Consider the following 18375-nt stretch of genomic DNA (forward strand, 5'->3'; position numbering starts at 1 on the left):
TAGATGTTATGTAACAGAAAAGTCTACTTATTAGTTAAGGGACCTGCCCATGTCACGTGCCACTTTTACCTCTATGATTTCCTCTGCAACATTCCCTGAGGCGTCTTCAGCTGTCATGGTAACCGTATAGATCCTTCCGGAGCTGTTACCACTGCGCTCGGCGCGGACGTATACCTCATAGCTGCCATCGGAAGCCTGAACGACTTGCCAGTCCTCGTTGGTGTTACCATCTCCAAGTCCGTTAAGGGGCTCATCACTTGTCACTGATACGGACAGAGATGGATCTTCGTCACTGTCATCAGTGGCTGAGATTCCTGAAAGCACCAGGTGCATCTTATGGTTTGGGGGCCAAAGATTGGTACTAACCGTCTCAAATGTAATTTCCGGCGGGATGGTATCACTGTTTTGTATCGGGTTCCAGATTACTGCATAATTTACACCGGCAACAAAGCTATGTCCAACTATTTGACCGCCTTCATTGATGTCATTAGCTAATGATCTGGAATAGGGACTACTATTTTTATCCAGTGTGCCCAAGTTTTTCATACCATTTACATCATCCCAAATAAATCCACGATGTCCGGAGCCACTTCGATTATATCCTATTACCTGCCCAGCATTGTTAATAGCATATGCCTGACTTTTTGTATTATCTAATCTGCTTAGATCTTTTACTCCTTCACTCATATCCAACAAAATTGCATGATTACGACCAGATTGCAACCCCGTGCCATACCCTGCTACCTGACCTCCATCATTCATTCCATAAGCATAAGCATGGTACCATTCCGAACCAATGTTAATTTCTCGCATACCTCTAACCTCATCCCATATAAATGGACGGTATCCAGAAGTATTCCTGCTAAATCCTACCACCTGCCCGGCTTCATTGATACCATTTGCAACACTCACGCCATAAATTTCATCTAGGGTTCCGAGGTCTCGCATACCGTTATTGTCGTCCCAAACAAAAGCATGCCTTTCACCCGTTTCAGTAACACTATAGCCCACAACCTGTCCCGCTTCATTTATGTCCGTTGCAACACTAGTACTCCCTCCCAAGGTCCCAAGTGCACGCATTCCCACCTCTTCATTCCATATAAAAGCACGATTATTAGGATAATTTATAATCTCTCCTACTACATGTCCTTTATCATTGATACCAATTGCACGACTTTCTTGGCCCTCCAATGTCCCTAGGGCACGCATTCCATTGTCTTCGTCCCATATAAACGCATGCCGCTCACCAGAGGAATTCAAGCTTATACCTACTACTTGTCCAGCATCATTTATCGCACTAGCTCTACTAAAATTACCTCCTAGCGAACCCAAATCCACAATTTCATATTCGGTTGCAGCAGTATTCATTTGATTGCTGCTCACCAAAGGACTTAGGTTTGTTTCCTTAAGCGTCTGGTCTGTACCCGATAGCCCTGATGGATCACAGCCGGTTAATAGAATGGCAGATCCAAGCAGCATTACTGCTAATAATTTGGTTATTGTGTTCATGATAGTCCCCGTTTTAGCTGTTATTGTCTTTTATTATAAGAATGATCTGCTATCCTATATAATATTTTCGAAAAGAGATATACCCCATTTTAAGTAGATAGGCAGACGATCAGGGCAAAATTCCTACCATCTATTGACTATCGTTTTCTTTTTTGCTAGTTAAAAACCATGTGAAATTAATTCACCCTATGGAAGCGTCAAGTTTTAAAAACATCCGTAAACTATGGACTGACTACTATCCGGAAAAAGAACCGGTACAAAATCTATCTGTAGAAGATCTGGTTTCATTGGAGGAGCAGGCTCTTATTCCATTTCCTTACTGCTATACTTTTTTTTGACTTTAAGACAGACACGATGCTTTTTGTAAGCAAGAGCTTTGATTCCATATATGGACTTTCACCTGAAGAGATCTATGAAGCTGCTCAATTGCCCTTCGAACATGTACATCCGGATGATAAGCCTGCTGTTATAAAATATGTGCAACGACAATGGAGTACCTTTACCGGCCCTGAAAAGAAAGATATCAGAAACCGCATCATATGCATTGAAAACCGAATTTGCTCCCGCAGTGGAATAACAAAACATATTCTTCACCAAAATGAGGTGGTAGGTTTTAACACCGACGGCAGGCCGCAGATCGTACTGAGTCGGTTCATTGATACCAATACCCTCCACCAAGCCAAAGATAACCGGTATGTGTCGTATTTCGTCTATAACCGTGAATCCAATGAGATCGAAGACCAGCACAAGACTCTTATCAGGGAACACCAAAGGGTAACCCTAACTGAAAGTGAACAAAGAATTCAAAATATGGTGCAGCAGGGGCTGACTTCCAAAGATATTGCAGAAAAGCTGGACATCAGTGTGCAAACCGTGCGTACGCACCGCAAAAATATTCGTACCAAACAGCGGGAGGGCGATCATGGCACATAGCGAAAACCTAGGTCAAGCCATACCTTCTGTATCTGAAGATTTTTTGAAGCAGATATCCCCAGTCGAGCACCAAAATATTGATGACCTGATCAGTAGGATAAATTCAGGATTGGGGCCTTTCTTCTACCTCTTTTATCATTATCACACTAAAGAAATCCTTCATATTTCTAAACAGTGTGAAGAATTTACGGGTTACCCATCATCAACCTGGTATGAACGCGGGCCTGCACTGTTTACAGATCATTTAGCACCCGAGACAAAACAGGAGATGAAGCGCCAATCAAACATTTGCTGGCAAAAGCTGAAAAATATTTCCGGTAAAACCAGAATCAGGAGTTCGATTACATTCATGTACACCGTTCAGCTTAAAAAACAATTCCGGCACTTCCTGGACCAGCATATTGTAGTAACTACCGGTGAGGAAGGTGATATTAAACTTTGCCTGGCCGTATTTACCGATATAACTCACCTCAAAGAGGTAACGGATCACAAGCATGTACTTTCATCCGTTTCTATTCCGGGATCGCAAAAGCACTTTGTGTATAATACTGTCACCAAACAGCTGATAAACTTGAACAAGCTTACAACAAGGGAGAAACAAGTACTGGCAGGTTATGGCTCGGGTAAGCATACCGAAAGAATTGCGGACGAACTTTCCATAAGTCCCTATACCGTACAAACCCACCGCTCAAAATTGCTTGGAAAAACAGGTTGTAATAATTTGGCTGAGCTCATTCACTTTGCTCGCATAAACTCTATACTTTAATAGTGAATATTCACTTACCAAATCCCATTAAACATTTATCTAATACTGACTTCCTTCTTGCGAGGTTTTGAAATCACTGCTCACTTGATTAATTTCTGTCCGTGAAAATTTCTGCCACATATCGTTTCATCGCTTCGCTACTCAGCTTGAGTATCCTGGTCGGAGTTTCGCTTCCATCAGGACTTCATGCCATGTCGGATGAGGTATGCAATGAAATGGACGGGATGCATCAGCCCATGAGTGAACATGCGGAAGACTGCCCGATGAATGGTGCGATTTCCGGTGACCACAAAAATGAGATGAAGCATCACGATCTGCATGACTTTGGCTTTGCCTGTGCCTGTTCCATTGAGGAGGCCCCTGTTAAGACTGAAGCCAAAGCCCAACTTAAAGTGAAAGTTCCGGCTTTGACCATTGTTGAAATACTGGCAGAAATTCACATTGATCAACCTGGAACCAGTGCTTTTCATATTCCGGTTTCAGATTCCTATTTCCCACCGCCTATCTACTTATCCAACGAGTCTTTTCTGATCTAGGGATTGCTCTGTCCTATTGAGTCGGTTGCTTTATCTCTGACTCTCCTACCCGAAAAGGGATATAAGTTCCTGCCAACTTCTACAGTTTAACTCGATTTCGATACTCTGAATTTGACCAGAACCTATCTCTCTTCGGAGAGAGACCAATTTTCAGCTTTGCTTGTTATCAGAGAGAGGACAGTAAGGTCAACCAAACTCATACCAACTACTTTGGAACCAGAGGTTCCTGCAGGCATTCCGAACGAGACGTTCGGAACGAGCTCTAAAAACCATTAACCAATTCCTAATAACCAATCACAAATGCTAAACAAAACCATCCGGTTTTTTCTGGAAAACAAACTAGTAGCTGTACTGCTTTTACTGGTCATGGTAGGCTGGGGACTTGCCGTTACACCATTCAATTGGAATCTGGATTTCCTTCCGCGGGATCGCGTGCCTGTGGATGCCATCCCTAATCTGGGTGAGAACCAGCAGATCGTGTATACTGATTGGGAAGGTCAGTCACCTCAGGATATTGAAGATCAGGTCACCTATCCACTTACAACCCAACTGCTGACCGTGCCCGGCATAAAGACCGTCAGAAGTAATTCGATGACGGGACTGTCAATTATCTATGTGATATTTGAAGAGGATGTGGATTACTACTGGAGTCGCACCCGTATCCTTGAGAAACTGAACTCACTGCCGGCCGGTACCTTACCTCAAGCGGCCAAACCCAGTCTTGGACCTGATGCCACCGGTCTTGGACAGATCTTTTGGTATACACTGGAAGGCAGGGATCAGAATGGTGATCCGGCTGGAGGCTGGGATCCTCAGGAGCTCCGATCCATTCAGGATTTTTATGTTAAATACGGCCTTTCCGGGGCACAGGGCGTGGCAGAGGTCGCCTCCATTGGAGGCTATGTGAAAGAGTACCAGGTCGATATAGACCCCAACAAATTAAAAACCTATGAGGTCACTCTTTCAGAAGTTATTAATGCGGTACGAAAAGCCAATGCAGAAACCGGTGCCCGAACCATTGAGATGAATAATGTCGAATACCTAATACGAGGTATCGGCTATGTCAAAGATCTGGGCGACCTTGAATCCGCTGTTGTCAAAGTCGTGGATAATACGCCCATTCGCATTCAGGATATTGCATTTGTAAGCATGGGCCCTGCTCCGCGGCGAGGCGCACTGGATAAAGCAGGTGCAGAAGCGGTAGGGGGCGTGGTCGTGGCGCGACAGGGAGCAAATCCTCAGCAGGTGATCGACAACGTAAAAGCACAGATCGAGGAGATCGCTTCCGGGCTACCTTCAAAAATGCTTGAAGACGGCACGGAATCCAAAGTAACCATTGTGCCATTCTATGATCGCTCCACGCTTATCTCGGAAACGCTAGGGACACTCGAAGAAGCCCTTATGCTACAGATCCTGATCACCATCATTGTCATCGTTATTATGGTGATGAACCTGCGGACTTCGGTTTTGATATCTGCTATGCTACCCATTGCTGTACTCATGACGTTTATAGCCATGAAGTACTTCGGAGTGGATGCCAACATTGTAGCGCTCTCGGGAATAGCCATTGCTATAGGGACTATCGTAGATATGGGTGTGATACTTTCTGAAAACATGCTCCGGCATATGGAGGAAATGGAAGAAGATGAGTCCCTTTTAGAGGTGATTTATAATGCCACAGTAGAAGTAGTAGGTGCCGTACTCACCGCAATAACCACTACGATCGTTAGTTTTTTACCCGTATTCACCATGATCGCGGCCGAAGGAAAACTCTTTAAACCACTTGCCTATACCAAGACCTTTGCGCTAATTGCTTCTATTATCATCACCATCACGTTAATTCCGCCATTTGCTCACTGGTTCTTTGGGCTGAAGATCAACAACAAGAAACTAAAACTGGGTTGGAATGGAGTATTGGTGATCGGCGGGTTTATCGCAATGTTCACTATTTCAGGCTGGGGCGGTTTTTTGATCCTGGGATTTGGATTGATAAATGGTGTCGGATTCTTTTTAAATGACAGTTATCGCAAGCGAATTCCCTTATTGAATAATACCCTCTCTGTAATGGTAGTAACCTGGCTGTTGACCAAGTACTGGTTGCCATTTGGTCCATCAGTTTCTTTTGCAGGAAACCTATTTTTCATTGTGATGGTCATCGCCTTGATCTTGGCCTCGTTCTGGCTCATTATAAAATATTACCAGCCTATCATCGGCTGGTGCCTGGATCATAGAAAAACCTTCCTCGCCGTTCCATCCGCTTTCGTGATCTTTGGTGTTATGACATGGCTGGGCTTTGCCACAACCTTCGGGTTTGTAGCAAAAAGCTTTAATGTGATCGGACTTGATGTACAGGAAACATCTGTATGGACTTCCGCCTCTGATGCCTTTCCGGGACTTGGGGAGGAATTCATGCCGGCCCTCGATGAAGGCGCATTCCTTCTAATGCCAACTACCATGCCACATGCCGGTGTAGAAGAGGCTGAAGACGTAATGCGTAAAATTGATCTGGCAGTAAACGCCATCCCGGAGGTCGAAACAGTGGTTGGTAAAATGGGTCGAACTGAATCTGCACTCGATCCTGCTCCAATTTCCATGTTCGAAAATGTCATTCTATACAAATCAGAATACAAAACCGATCAAAACGGGCGGCGGGTTCGCTTCAGGGTGAATAACAGCGGAGATTTTGTCAGGGATAAAAACGGTGAACTGATCGCAGATAGAGATGGTAAGTATTACCGGCAGTGGCGAGAACACATTCAATCTCCAGATGATATCTGGGATGAAATTGTTGATGCCGCCCGCATTCCCGGAACCACTTCAGCTCCAAAACTTCAGCCTATAGAAACACGTCTGGTGATGCTGCAATCCGGTATGCGAGCTCCCATGGGTGTAAAAGTGAAGGGTAATGATCTGCAGGAAATCGAAAACTTCGGGCTGAAACTGGAGGATGTGCTCCGTGGAGCAGAAGGCGTAAAAGCCTCTTCCGTTTTTGCTGAGCGTATCGTTGGCAAACCTTATCTGGAAGTACACTGGAATCGCGAACAGTTGGCGCGCTATGGTCTTTCGGTTCAGGAGGTTCAGCAATTTATGTCGATGGGTGTTGGTGGAATGGCGGTTTCAACATCAGTTGAAGGACGTGAACGCTATCCCATACGTGTGCGGTTTGCACGAGAGCTTCGAGATAATCCGGAAGCTTTAGGTGAACTTTTGGTTCCAACCAAAACGGATGCCCAGGTCCCTCTATCACAACTTGCTGAGATCAAATACCGGCAGGGCCCCCAAGCTATCAAAAGCGAAGACACCTTTCTGGTTGGTTATGTCATTTTCGATAAAATGGATGGTTACGCCGAAGTGGAAGTTGTGGAAAATGCCAGACAAAACATTCAGGATAATATCGATTCCGGTGATCTGACCATCCCCACCGGCATCAATTTTGAATTTGCCGGAAACTACGAGAATCAGGTTCGGGCTGAGAAGAGATTGAGCATTATTCTTCCAATAGCACTGCTCATCATATTTCTGATCATGTATTTCCAGTTCCGTTCAGTTAGCACTACCGCCATGATCTTCAGCAGCATTTTTGTAGCTTGGGCAGGCGGTTTCCTGCTCGTCTGGCTATACGGTCAGGGCTGGTTCCTGAACTTTGAATTGTTCGGGCAAAACCTGCGAGATCTTTTTCAAATGGGGACCGTAAATTTGAGTGTGGCCGTATGGGTTGGTTTCATTGCCTTATTCGGCATTGCGGCAGATGGGGGTGTGGTGATGGCCACTTATCTCGACCAATTGTTTGACCGCAAAAGACCCAAAACATCATCCGAACTGCGTGAAGTGGTAATTGATGCAAGCACCCGCCGTATTCGCCCAACCTTGATGACCACAGCTACCACCATTCTGGCTTTACTGCCCGTTCTAACCTCCACAGGCCGCGGTTCAGATATCATGGTGCCAATGGCCATTCCCAGTGTGGGTGGGATGTTCCTGCAAGTCATCACACTTCTGGTGATCCCGGTGCTTTATTACATGTGGAAAGAATTTGAAATGAAAAGGAGTTTGAAATGAGAGAAGAACATCGAACAAGGAACATCCAACATCCAACACTGAACGAGCAGGACGAAAAGTCCTTAACGAACTTTGGGAAACCCCTGTTGTTAATAACGCTACTGGTGTTAATCATGCTTTCTTTCAATGCCCAAGCACAAACCATTGCAGATTACCAACAAGAGGCGGCCGAAAACAATCCGGAACTGAAAGCCAAATACCAGCAATACTTATCGGCTTTGGAAGAAAGTCCCATTGTTGGAGCCTTGCCCGATCCGGAAGTTTCATTTTCCTATTTCGTCAAACCCATTGAAACCCGAGTAGGACCACAGCAAGGGCGCATCTCCATTTCTCAAATGCTGCCATGGTTCGGTTCACTTAAAGATCAACGATCTGCTTCTGAGTTACGGGCAAAAGCCAAGTTTGAATCTTTTCAGGAAGCGCGAAATCAAATATTTCTACAAGTAGAGCAGACGCTTTTGGAACTTTATGAAATACAGGAAAGCATTCGCATCGCTGAAGAAAACCAAGCGATCTTAAATTCATTGGTTGAGCTTAGTCTGGCTCGATATGAAACCGATCGTGCAACCCAGGTAGATGTACTCCGAGCCCAAATTGAAGAGGAAGACCTCAAAATTCAGATCGAGTTGTTGAAGGATAACAGAGATGTATTACTTCAGAAAATGAACGAGTTACTCAATCAAAATAATGAAGCTAAGATCACGCTGCCTGATTCATTGGAAGACTCAAAGATCAAATCACGTGAAGAACTCCTTGCTCAAATTTACCGGCAAAACCCAAATTTAAACCGCCTCCGATATCAAGAAGCCTCATCCGAAGACATGAAATCACTGACTCAAAAACAGAATAGGCCAAGTATCAAACTTGGAATCGATTACATATTTACCGGAGAGACCGATATGCCAAATGTGACCAACAGCGGTGAGGATGCGCTGATGGTTATGGCCGGTTTTAAGGTTCCCTTATTTGGAAAAAAGAACAGTGCCCGGGTGCAACAAGCCGATCGAAATATTCAGGATCTGCAGTATCAGATCTCATCCCGTGAAAATTCCCTGGAAACTGAACTGGATGCCTCGCTGCGGGATCATAGGGATGCTAACCGAAGATTTGATCTTTACAACGAAAAACAAATTCAGCGCATAACGCAGGCTATCAACATTATGATGGATGCCTATGCTTCAGATAGTTCTGAGTTCGAAGAGATACTTCGTATGCAGCGTAAACAACTGGAATACCAACTCAAACGCATTCAGGCAAAAACAGATCAGCATAAAGCAGCCGCTTTTGTTGACTACCTGATTGGGAAACACAACATAAATAATTAATCGTGAGATCCGAGTATTGAGTAGGAAAAATCTCAATACTAAATACTCATGACTCAACACTCAAATCACCATGAAAACGAAAAACATACTTATTTACACCGGACTTTTATTAGGTGGACTTCTTCTGGGTTATCTCTTTTTTGGAGGAACTTCAGAACCACAAACATTAGAAGAGCATATATCCGAAACCCATACTGATGAGGAGGGTAATATCGTTTACACCTGCAGTATGCATCCGCAGATCCGGGAGAGTGAACCGGGAAACTGCCCGATTTGTGGTATGGAGTTGATTCCGGCTGACGATCTAAACGATAATGACTCAGAATCACCGGGACCAAATGCTGTTCAATTCTCAAAAGCAGCACTGGCTCTGGCTGAGATCGAAACCTCCCTTGTGAGGACAGGGACTCCTGTAGTTCAAACGCGCTTACCGGGTAAAATAGCCGTTAATCAAAATTTGGTATCGAATGTAACGGCTCATTTTCCTGGTCGCGTTAGGGAATTGTACGTGGATTACACCGGTGATTACGTCCGCAAAGGACAAAAACTAGCCTCCATTTATTCTCCGGAGCTTATTACAGCACAGCGTGAACTGCTGGAAACAGCCCGGTTCAAAGAGCAAAATCCACGCCTGTATGAGTCGTCCAGGCGTAAATTATTATTATGGGAATTTCCTGAAGAAACCATTGATCAGATCGAACGTTCTGGACAAGTCATGGAAGAACTTGACTTCTTTTCGCCTGTCTCAGGTTATGTGTCACAAATAGATATCTCCCGAGAAGACCATATTCGTGAAGGTTCTATGCTTTACCGTATTGCAGATCTTTCCCGGGTATGGGTACAATTTGAGGCCTTCGAATCGTCTGTCAGTAATTTAAACACCGGAGATAAAGTTGAGTTTACAGTCAGCTCTGTACCCGGTCAGGTTTATAGCGGGCATGTCAGCTTCATACAGCCTTTTTTAGATGAAAACTCCCGCACGGTTGAGGTTCGTATCACCTCTGATAATCCACAAAACAAGATGAAACCCGGCATGTTTGCGGAGGGAGTGATCTCTTCCCGGACAGACCAACCACCACAACTGTTAATTCCCCGAAGTGCTGTACTGTGGACCGGGTCACGCTCTATTGTTTTCGTTGATGTCTCCACAGCCGAAATTCCTGCATTTGCAGCCAGAGAGGTGACTCTGGGTAATAGAGCCGGAAACGAGTATGTCATTGAATCAGGATTAAAACCCGGAGAGCGCGTGGTAACAAACGGCACGTTCAAAGTGGATGCTGCTGCTCAGCTCAGTGACAAGCTCAGTATGATGAACCCTGAACCCGGTTCAGGTGCCAACCTCGGTGCCCACGATCACGGTGACATGAATTCAGAAGAGGATGCGGAAATGGAGGGTGGCGATATGGAAACAAATGACGATCATTCCGGCCATGAGATGCAGAATGACCTTGAAGTCCTGATTCCAGAATATTTGAAACTTCAGGACGCCCTGGCCAGCGACAATTTTGAATTAGCTAAAGAACATATCACCATGTTTTCGATAGATAGCTTCAGTGACATTGAAGAAATGAGAGCTGAATTTAGATCTATTTCTGAAGCACTGATCAATCGGGTTGAAGAGGAAGGATATCAGGGAACGCTGTACAAGCAATACTGCCCGATGTATGATGGGGGAAGTTCCTGGATCAGTGACAAAGAAACAATTGAAAACCCATTTTATGGATCTCAAATGCACAACTGTGGAGAAACCGTTGAGCAGATGAATTGATCTATCAACCTAAAAGGAGGCATTATGAAATTAGTAAAGGCATACATACGACCCATGTTACTCGAAGAAGTTTATAAAAAACTTCGGGCTCAAGGCCATTGCTGTATCACCGTATTCAGGGGAGAAGGAGCAGGGCAGTATACTGATCCTGATCACGCGCATGGTTCTTTAGAGTTCCCCGCTATGCACTCTAAAGTTGTAAAATTAGAAATTGCTGCCGTAGACGAGGACGTTGAGTCCATTATTGATATCGTTCAACAGACCGCTTCAACAGATTCGCGGGGTGATGGAATTATATTTGTCATGCCTATTGAAGACATGATCAGGATCAGGGATGGCGAACAGGGCGCTCAAGTCATAGAGTAATATAATCTTACGTTAATCGATAAGCATGAATCGATATAATGTAAGATTAAACAGTTAATAAATGTTATTTTAAATACAGTCATAAAAATCAAAATAAATATAGAGTCATGAGAAAAATAAAAACTACGATACTGTTATTGTTAATCAGTTTAGGATTGTCAGTAACAGCAATAGCCCAACAACAAAATATGGAACAGAAAAAGCAACAGATGATGACCATGATGCAGGATTCATCCATGCAGTCCATGATGATGGATCACATGATGAATAATCCTAAAATGCGAGCTAAGATGATGCAGCGCATGATGGCTATGCAAACAGACAGTACCGGAATGATTCAAAACATGGAATCCATGATGAATAACCCGGAGAAGAAAGAACGCATGAAAAAACATCTGGATATGATGCGATCAATGATGGATGGTAATATGGATAATTCAAAGATGATGAATATGAAGAGCGATTCATCAATGATGAAAATGCATATGAAGTGCATGCAAATGATGCAGGGCGGTATGATGGATTCCGGCATGATGATGAAATCAGATTCCGCCAAAAGTAATGGAATGAAGCACCGAAACTAAAAAATTATAAGGAGGATGGACTATGAGAGCATCCTCCAAATTTCAACCCTTTTATCAGATAAATTATGCATGATTTTCAATTTTTCGGAGGAGGCTGGATGATGTTTTTCTGGTGGTTCTTAATTATTGCTTTGATCGTCATTATTGTAAAGGCGCTCTTCTATTCAAAACCCAATCGAGAAAAATATACCCCTCTCGAAATCCTTGAGCGAAGATACGCGAAAGGAGAAATTGATAAAGAGGAATACGAGAAGCGAAAAGAAGACCTGCTCTAACTTTCGTATTTATTCAAAAGATCACTTTTAAAATCACTCAATGAAAAGAAAACAATTTTTACGGAGCGTTGGTCTTGGTACAGGCGTTTTAGCTATGTCACCGTGGCTGACGTCTTGCCTCTCCGTTTCGGAAACAGAGCCACAAGGGGATTTCAAAAACAAACTGCCTCTTCCCGGTGAAATCAGTGAACGATCGTTTGATCTATCAGCAGCGCCGGCAGAAATACAACTTTCTGAGTCGATAAACTTATCCGGTTTTCAATTCAATAACACCGTTCCCGGTCCAACAATACGTCACACCAGAGGCAGTGAACTCAACATCCGATTTAATAATGATATTGGGCAGGAGAGTATTATTCACTGGCACGGGCTCATTGTACCTCCAGAAATGGATGGACATCCAAGAGATGTCATTTCAAGCGGTACTTATAATTATCATTTCAGACTCGATCAAAGAGCCGGCACATACTGGTACCATCCTCATCCTCACAGGATAACCGGAGAACAGGTATATAGGGGTTTAGCGGGGTTTTTCATCATCGAGGATGAAGAGGAAAAAGACCTTAATTTACCCGGGGGTGACTACGAAATTCCTCTCGTTATTCAGGATCGCAGGATTAGTGAAACAGGGCAGATCATTTATAATCCATCCAGACCCGAACGGATGATGACCGGTTTTTTGGGCGATACCATTTTAGTAAATGGAGCCCCATTTCCATATCACGAGGTAGAACCCGGTTTGTACCGCCTCAGAATATTAAATGGATCAAATGCCCGTATCTATAACTTAGCCTTTCAAAATGATCTGCCCTTTACTGTGATTGGTACTGATGGAGGACTTTTACCTGAAGCCATTGAAACAAGTGAACTGTTAATGGCACCCGGAGAAAGAGCAGATATACTGATAGATCTTTCTAATGTAGCTAACAGCACTACTCAATTAATTAGCAAGCCATTTGATGTACCATCAGGTGGCGGCATGATGGGAATGCAAAACATGATGGGTAGCGATGGTCCGGAACAGGGAGCCGCGTTTACACTGATGGAATTCAGGGTTGGTGATACGACCAATCAGGATGTATTTGACCTGCCTGATCGACTTGCCGAGGTAAGTTTCCCCAACGAATCGTCCGCAGATCGTACACGCCAGATACTATTATCAATGGAAATGATGAGTGGTCATACCATCAACGGCCGTCTGTTTGAAATGGAACGCGTTGATGAGCGTGTGGCGCAGGGAAGCACTGAGATCTGGGAATTTGTCAATAATTCAAATGTTCCTCACCCTATGCATGTGCACGCGGTTCAATTTAAAGTTCTTGACCGAAGCGGTACCAGAGGCTTGATACCTACCGAATCCGGATGGAAGGATACTGTGCTTGTTATGCCCGGAGAAACCGTGCGGACGATCATGAAGTTCGATGCCCAAAAAGGAATGTATGTTTTTCACTGTCATAATCTGGAACATGAAGACAATGGCATGATGGCTAACCTGGAGATCGTTTAAATTTGTTTAATTCTCATTATTTCTTAAAAATTAACCTTACTGCTCACACATTATGGAAACATTCATTCATGCTTTTGGGGAATCAGCTAAAACAGCCCTCGGTTTTTTCTGGAAAGCAGGTTGGGCTTTTGTTTTAGGCTATTTTGTATCAGGTATGATTCAGGCTTTTGTACCTAAAGGAAAGCTGACAAAGCATATGGGAAATGCAGACTTGAAAAGCATATCTCTTTCAACCTTTTTTGGCGCAGCCTCCTCGTCCTGCTCCTTTGCGGCCCTTGCTGCAGCACGAGCACTGATCAAAAAAGGAGCTCATTTTATAGCAGGAGTGGCTTTTATGTTTGCATCAACTAACTTGGTGATAGAGTTAGGTATACTTATTCTAATTTTTCTGGGATGGCAGTATTTAGCTGCAGAGATCATTGGAGGGCTTGTTTTGATCGCTATAAGCAGTGGCTTGATAAAGCTGACCTATCCTAAAAGCTGGATGGAAGCTGCACGAGAAAAAGTAGAATCTGAAGGAAGCGACATTGAAGAGGATTTTGACTGGAAAAAACGAATTAAAAGTAAAGAAGGGTGGCAGTTGGTTGGGCATAAATTTGTCAACGATTGGAAAATGGCCTGGGAAGATATTTTGATCGGATTTACGATAGCGGGTTTTGTAGCTGTTCTGGTTCCCGAATCGTTTTGGTCTGCTCTGTTTTTAGCTGATGCCCAACACCTTCCGGGTTGGCTGGTGGCAGTTGAAAATGCTCTTATTGCTCCTTTTGTAGCTGCTTCAACCTTTATCGGATCGATGGGGAATATTCCGCTGGCCACCGTCCTGAATGAAAATGGCGTGCTGTTTGCAGGAATTATGGGATTCATCTACTCCGATCTAATGGTACCGCCACTGGTTCACATCAACGCAAAATATTACGGATGGAGAGTAGCATTGTACATTGCCGGAGTGATGTACATCAGTATCGTTTTTACGGCTCTGATCCTGAATGGCCTTTTCTCAGTTTTGGGGATCGTTCCGGAAAGTGCTCGAGTGGTATCCGAAGTGACCCAGTTCAAGATGGATTATACCTTTTGGATGAATATCGTTTTCACATTCATTGCAGGTATTCTTATCTGGCTTAATAAAAGATTTCTACAAAACCATACGATGAAAATGATGGAAATGGAAGGTGGAGGCAAACTGAAAAAAGCAGCTGTCAGCTTTTTTATTTTGATCAACCTGGTGGGCTTATCATTGTTTGTTTATACCCAATTTTTGTAAACCTAAAGAAATAAATATGGAACTGCTGATAACGCCCGATTGGGCTCCAAACATTCATCCACTTCTTGTACATTTTCCCATTGCCCTGATAGTAGTGGCAGTATTGGCAAATTTTGCAACCTTTTTTATTCCCGAAAAATGGTGGGATGAAACCAAAAATACCATTCTGTATGTAACAGGTGCATTATTTACCGGTGTTACCTATTACAGTGGAACAGTAGCAGCTGACACTATCTTTTTACCAACTGAGGCTCAATCCGTGCTGAGCGAACACTCCGATTGGGCTGAGTATCTACTGTGGTTCTTTATTCTCTTTGCCATAATGAGAATTACCTTTCACCGGTTTGATCTTTTTGAAAAGAAAAGCTTTAAGATCATTGCTTTTATAACAGTTTTGCCCGGTTTATTTATGGTGTATGAGACAGCAGAGTATGGTGGGGAAATGGTGTATGGATATGGCGCCGGAACCGGGCAACTTCTGCAACAGGAAGAATCCGGATCATCTATACCCACCGACAGTATTTCAACCAGCTCCTCCTTTGTTACAAAAGAGAATGGGAGCTGGATCTGGACCGTTAGCCCAAATTCAGTCAGTGACCTCATTGCTAACTTTCATTGGGTGGAAGGTTCTGTTCAGGATTTAAAACCGGCAATCACTCGAACTGAACCGCCATTGCTTCGGCTAGAAGCCTCTGAAGAAGCAAATATTTTTGTATCCCATGAAACTTACCAGGATGTTCAGGTTGATTATTACCTCAATATGGATAATCTAAATGGAAAGATAGAACTCGTTCATCATTTGCAGGATGAAAATAATTACGATTTTGTATCTCTGAATTCTGAGGGAGTTATTCGTCAGGGTAGAATTAAAAACGGAAACTCAACTATATTTGAAGAAGGTGCATATGAGCCTGAAGGTCAACTATTCATTCGCATTGTCGGAGATGGAACTCATTTTCGGGCCTACGTGAACAGGGAAATGAAAGTACATGGCCATGGGGATGCTCCGGAAAGCGGTAGTGTGGGATTAAAGTTACAAGGCAGTGGCTCAGTCCTGTTATCAAAAATAGAAATGACTCAACTGTAACACTGAAATCCATATCTGCTAAATCAGACGTAAACCAACAAGAAGATCCAATTAAACGAGACCTAAAATGAGTCAACACGATCACAGTGACCATGAAAACGGCAACCATAATGATGAGCATGACCACGATGACCATGAAGGCCACTCCCATCATGAGCACCACAAAAAAATGGTGCAAGATTTCAAATGGCGCTTTTGGTGGATACTTGGGTTAACCATCCCTATTATGGCACTATCGCCTATGATACAGGATTTCCTAGGCGTAGACTGGAGATTTGCAGCGGATAAATGGATACTCGCCAGTCTTTCCACTGTCGTTTATTTCTTCGGTGGTTGGCCTTTTCTTACCGGTCTGGTTGATGAGCTTAAGGAAAAACAACCGGGCATGATGACTCTTATCGGTCTTGCGATATCCATTGCCTACTTGTACAGCACGGCAGTGGTTTTTGGCTTTGAAGGCGACCTGCTCTACTGGGAGCTTTCTACCCTTGTTGGTATCATGCTATTGGGTCACTGGATCGAAATGCGGTCTGTGATGAGTGCTTCCTCAGCTTTAGAGGAATTAGCTGAGTTGTTGCCCGGTCAAGCCCATCGTGTAAATGAAGACGGTACTACTGAAGAGGTTCCCGTAGATGAATTAAAACAGGGAGATCAAGTGCTCATCAAACCCGGTGAAAAAATACCTGCGGATGGCGTGGTCGTTGATGGTAAATCCAGCGTAAATGAAGCTATGCTTACCGGCGAGTCTAAGCCTGTTGATAAAGCTGATGGTGATGAAGTGATCGGAGGCTCGGTAAATGAGAAAGGTTCCATCACTGTAGAAATTTCAAAAACGGGTGATGATTCGTTTTTATCGCAGGTCATGAACCTGGTGGAAGAGGCTCAGCAAAGTAAATCTCGCACGCAGGACCTGGCAAATCGAGCTGCTTTCTGGTTAACCATTATTGCCATTGCCGCAGGACTTATCACCTTTGGTGCTTGGATTTTCTTTACAGGTCAGGATTTTGGCTTTGCTATGAATCGTACAGTTGCCGTTATGGTGATCACTTGTCCCCACGCGCTTGGGTTAGCCATTCCTCTTGTAGTATCTATGTCTACCAGTATAGCTGCTACCAATGGATTTTTGATCCGTGATAGAGCTGCATTTGAACAGGCCCGAAATTTAGATGCCGTTATTTTTGATAAAACCGGAACACTTACGGAAGGGATCTTCACCGTAACCGATATTCTTAATTTTGGAGATGATCGATCCGAACAGGAGATCCTGAAGTATGCAGCTTCACTTGAGAAAAACTCCGAACATCCACTAGCAAAAGGTATTTTGGAAAAAGCTGAGGATACCTGGGACCCGGATGAATTTAATTCCATCACCGGAAAAGGCATCGAAGGTAAAGTAAATGGTCACTCAGTGAAAGTGGTCAGCCCTGGGTACATCCGTGAAAATGAAATGTCGTTTCCAGAAGAGGATGTAGAAAAACTTTCATCCCAAGGAAAAACCGTGGTATTTGTGATCATTGAAGAAGAGCTGACAGGAGCCATTGCTTTGGGAGATGAAATTCGCAAACCTTCCAAAAACGCTATCAAAGCCCTCCATGATTTAGGCATCGAGTGCATCATGTTGACTGGAGACAATCAACAAACGGCCGATTATGTGGCCGGAGAGCTAGGTATCGATCAGGTGTTTGCGGAAGTTTTGCCGGATGAAAAAGCTGATAAGGTGAAAGAGGTCCAGGAACAGGGCAAACTTGTTGCAATGACCGGAGACGGTGTAAATGATGCTCCTGCTTTAGCCCAGGCCGATGTCGGCATTGCCATCGGGGCAGGCTCTGATGTGGCTGTTGAAACCGGAGATATTGTACTCGTAAAAAACAATCCCGAAGACGTAACGGCACTGATCAAACTATCCAAAGCTACTTACAAAAAAATGGTACAGAATTTATGGTGGGCTTCAGGATATAATATTGGTGCCATTCCATTGGCTGCCGGTGCCCTCTATGCATGGGGTGTTATTTTAAGCCCGGCGGTTGGAGCTATTTTAATGTCACTGAGTACGGTTATAGTAGCCATCAATGCACGTTTCTTGAAAATGGAGTAGGTGTATGAATAATATTAAGACTCGATCAACCATAACGTGCCCGGCTTGCGGTTTTCAAAGAAATGAAGTGATGCCTGTTAATTCTTGCCAATATTTTTGGCAATGTCCCGATTGCAATGATCTCATTAAACCAAAAAAAGCAGATTGCTGTGTTTACTGTTCTTACGGGGATGTGAATTGTCCACCGGTTCAACAAGACAGATCATGTTGTTAATTAACTAATCTTTATCGCTGAACCCCCTTTTGATATGAAGCTATATATCTTTAAACATAGAATTGATCGTTAGATAAAGAGAGAGCTCAT

The 18375-nt window shown here is 43.7% G+C and carries 16 protein-coding genes; 15 read left to right on the plus strand and 1 reads right to left on the minus strand.

Going from position 1 to position 18375, the window contains the following annotated elements:
* Positions 1–30: 30 nt before the first annotated feature.
* Complete coding sequence (locus tag ACKGJO_RS11615; protein ID WP_411323605.1) at positions 31–1509, minus strand: hypothetical protein; 1479 nt, start codon at positions 1507–1509, stop codon at positions 31–33.
* A 188-nt stretch (positions 1510–1697) separates the two neighbouring features.
* Here ACKGJO_RS11615 and ACKGJO_RS11620 point away from each other — a divergent pair, with 188 nt between their 5' ends.
* The 15 genes from ACKGJO_RS11620 to ACKGJO_RS11690 all read left to right on the plus strand — a co-directional run bounded on the left by ACKGJO_RS11620 (position 1698) and on the right by ACKGJO_RS11690 (position 18285).
* Positions 1698–1847, plus strand: coding sequence for a hypothetical protein (locus tag ACKGJO_RS11620; RefSeq protein ID WP_411323606.1), 150 nt, complete (start codon positions 1698–1700; stop codon positions 1845–1847).
* Between the two features lie 16 nt (positions 1848–1863).
* Positions 1864–2442, plus strand: a complete 579-nt coding sequence (locus tag ACKGJO_RS11625; RefSeq protein WP_411323607.1) for a LuxR C-terminal-related transcriptional regulator — start codon at positions 1864–1866, stop codon at positions 2440–2442.
* Positions 2432–3208 carry a helix-turn-helix transcriptional regulator gene (locus ACKGJO_RS11630; RefSeq protein WP_411323608.1) on the plus strand — a complete coding sequence of 259 codons (777 nt, stop codon included), beginning with the start codon at positions 2432–2434 and terminating at the stop codon, positions 3206–3208. Before ACKGJO_RS11625 ends, ACKGJO_RS11630 begins: the two co-directional genes overlap by 11 nt.
* A gap of 146 nt (positions 3209–3354) precedes the next feature.
* Entirely contained in the window at positions 3355–3744 is a 390-nt protein-coding gene (locus ACKGJO_RS11635; RefSeq protein WP_411323609.1) for a hypothetical protein, read from the plus strand.
* 300 nt (positions 3745–4044) lie between these two features.
* Positions 4045–7803 (plus strand): efflux RND transporter permease subunit, encoded by a 3759-nt coding sequence (locus ACKGJO_RS11640; RefSeq protein WP_411323610.1) that lies wholly within the window; start codon positions 4045–4047, stop codon positions 7801–7803.
* Positions 7800–9128: a TolC family protein gene (locus tag ACKGJO_RS11645; RefSeq protein ID WP_411323611.1), complete on the plus strand. Its 1329-nt coding sequence runs from the start codon at positions 7800–7802 to the stop codon at positions 9126–9128. Before ACKGJO_RS11640 ends, ACKGJO_RS11645 begins: the two co-directional genes overlap by 4 nt.
* A gap of 70 nt (positions 9129–9198) precedes the next feature.
* Positions 9199–10896, plus strand: a complete 1698-nt coding sequence (locus ACKGJO_RS11650; protein ID WP_411323612.1) for an efflux RND transporter periplasmic adaptor subunit — start codon at positions 9199–9201, stop codon at positions 10894–10896.
* Positions 10897–10920: 24 nt separating this feature from the next.
* Positions 10921–11262 carry a P-II family nitrogen regulator gene (locus ACKGJO_RS11655; protein WP_411323613.1) on the plus strand — a complete coding sequence of 114 codons (342 nt, stop codon included), beginning with the start codon at positions 10921–10923 and terminating at the stop codon, positions 11260–11262.
* 107 nt (positions 11263–11369) lie between these two features.
* Positions 11370–11846 carry a hypothetical protein gene (locus ACKGJO_RS11660; protein WP_411323614.1) on the plus strand — a complete coding sequence of 159 codons (477 nt, stop codon included), beginning with the start codon at positions 11370–11372 and terminating at the stop codon, positions 11844–11846.
* A gap of 65 nt (positions 11847–11911) precedes the next feature.
* Positions 11912–12121 (plus strand): SHOCT domain-containing protein, encoded by a 210-nt coding sequence (locus ACKGJO_RS11665; protein ID WP_411323615.1) that lies wholly within the window; start codon positions 11912–11914, stop codon positions 12119–12121.
* A gap of 40 nt (positions 12122–12161) precedes the next feature.
* On the plus strand, positions 12162–13628 hold the full coding sequence (locus ACKGJO_RS11670) for a multicopper oxidase family protein (RefSeq protein WP_411323616.1): 1467 nt from the start codon (positions 12162–12164) through the stop codon (positions 13626–13628).
* A gap of 52 nt (positions 13629–13680) precedes the next feature.
* On the plus strand, positions 13681–14889 hold the full coding sequence (locus tag ACKGJO_RS11675; RefSeq protein ID WP_411323617.1) for a permease: 1209 nt from the start codon (positions 13681–13683) through the stop codon (positions 14887–14889).
* Positions 14890–14905: 16 nt separating this feature from the next.
* A complete protein-coding gene (locus ACKGJO_RS11680) occupies positions 14906–15976 on the plus strand; it encodes a DUF2231 domain-containing protein (RefSeq protein WP_411323618.1) in 1071 nt (356 codons plus the stop codon).
* 67 nt (positions 15977–16043) lie between these two features.
* Positions 16044–18071 carry a copper-translocating P-type ATPase gene (locus ACKGJO_RS11685; protein WP_411323619.1) on the plus strand — a complete coding sequence of 676 codons (2028 nt, stop codon included), beginning with the start codon at positions 16044–16046 and terminating at the stop codon, positions 18069–18071.
* A 4-nt stretch (positions 18072–18075) separates the two neighbouring features.
* On the plus strand, positions 18076–18285 hold the full coding sequence (locus ACKGJO_RS11690) for a GDCCVxC domain-containing (seleno)protein (protein ID WP_411323620.1): 210 nt from the start codon (positions 18076–18078) through the stop codon (positions 18283–18285).
* Positions 18286–18375 lie beyond the last annotated feature (90 nt).

Source organism: Gracilimonas qinghaiensis (assembly GCF_046602855.1).
GTDB lineage: Bacteria > Bacteroidota > Rhodothermia > Balneolales > Balneolaceae > Gracilimonas.

Coding starts and splice junctions, on each gene's coding strand:
- ACKGJO_RS11650 (WP_411323612.1), top strand. CDS start 9,199: ATGAAAACGAAAAACATACTTATTTACACCGGACTTTTATTAGGTGGA.
- ACKGJO_RS11655 (WP_411323613.1), top strand. CDS start 10,921: ATGAAATTAGTAAAGGCATACATACGACCCATGTTACTCGAAGAAGTT.
- ACKGJO_RS11640 (WP_411323610.1), top strand. CDS start 4,045: ATGCTAAACAAAACCATCCGGTTTTTTCTGGAAAACAAACTAGTAGCT.
- ACKGJO_RS11680 (WP_411323618.1), top strand. CDS start 14,906: ATGGAACTGCTGATAACGCCCGATTGGGCTCCAAACATTCATCCACTT.
- ACKGJO_RS11675 (WP_411323617.1), top strand. CDS start 13,681: ATGGAAACATTCATTCATGCTTTTGGGGAATCAGCTAAAACAGCCCTC.
- ACKGJO_RS11625 (WP_411323607.1), top strand. CDS start 1,864: ATGCTTTTTGTAAGCAAGAGCTTTGATTCCATATATGGACTTTCACCT.
- ACKGJO_RS11685 (WP_411323619.1), top strand. CDS start 16,044: ATGAGTCAACACGATCACAGTGACCATGAAAACGGCAACCATAATGAT.
- ACKGJO_RS11660 (WP_411323614.1), top strand. CDS start 11,370: ATGAGAAAAATAAAAACTACGATACTGTTATTGTTAATCAGTTTAGGA.
- ACKGJO_RS11615 (WP_411323605.1), bottom strand. CDS start 1,509: ATGAACACAATAACCAAATTATTAGCAGTAATGCTGCTTGGATCTGCC.
- ACKGJO_RS11665 (WP_411323615.1), top strand. CDS start 11,912: ATGCATGATTTTCAATTTTTCGGAGGAGGCTGGATGATGTTTTTCTGG.
- ACKGJO_RS11670 (WP_411323616.1), top strand. CDS start 12,162: ATGAAAAGAAAACAATTTTTACGGAGCGTTGGTCTTGGTACAGGCGTT.
- ACKGJO_RS11620 (WP_411323606.1), top strand. CDS start 1,698: ATGGAAGCGTCAAGTTTTAAAAACATCCGTAAACTATGGACTGACTAC.
- ACKGJO_RS11690 (WP_411323620.1), top strand. CDS start 18,076: ATGAATAATATTAAGACTCGATCAACCATAACGTGCCCGGCTTGCGGT.
- ACKGJO_RS11630 (WP_411323608.1), top strand. CDS start 2,432: ATGGCACATAGCGAAAACCTAGGTCAAGCCATACCTTCTGTATCTGAA.
- ACKGJO_RS11645 (WP_411323611.1), top strand. CDS start 7,800: ATGAGAGAAGAACATCGAACAAGGAACATCCAACATCCAACACTGAAC.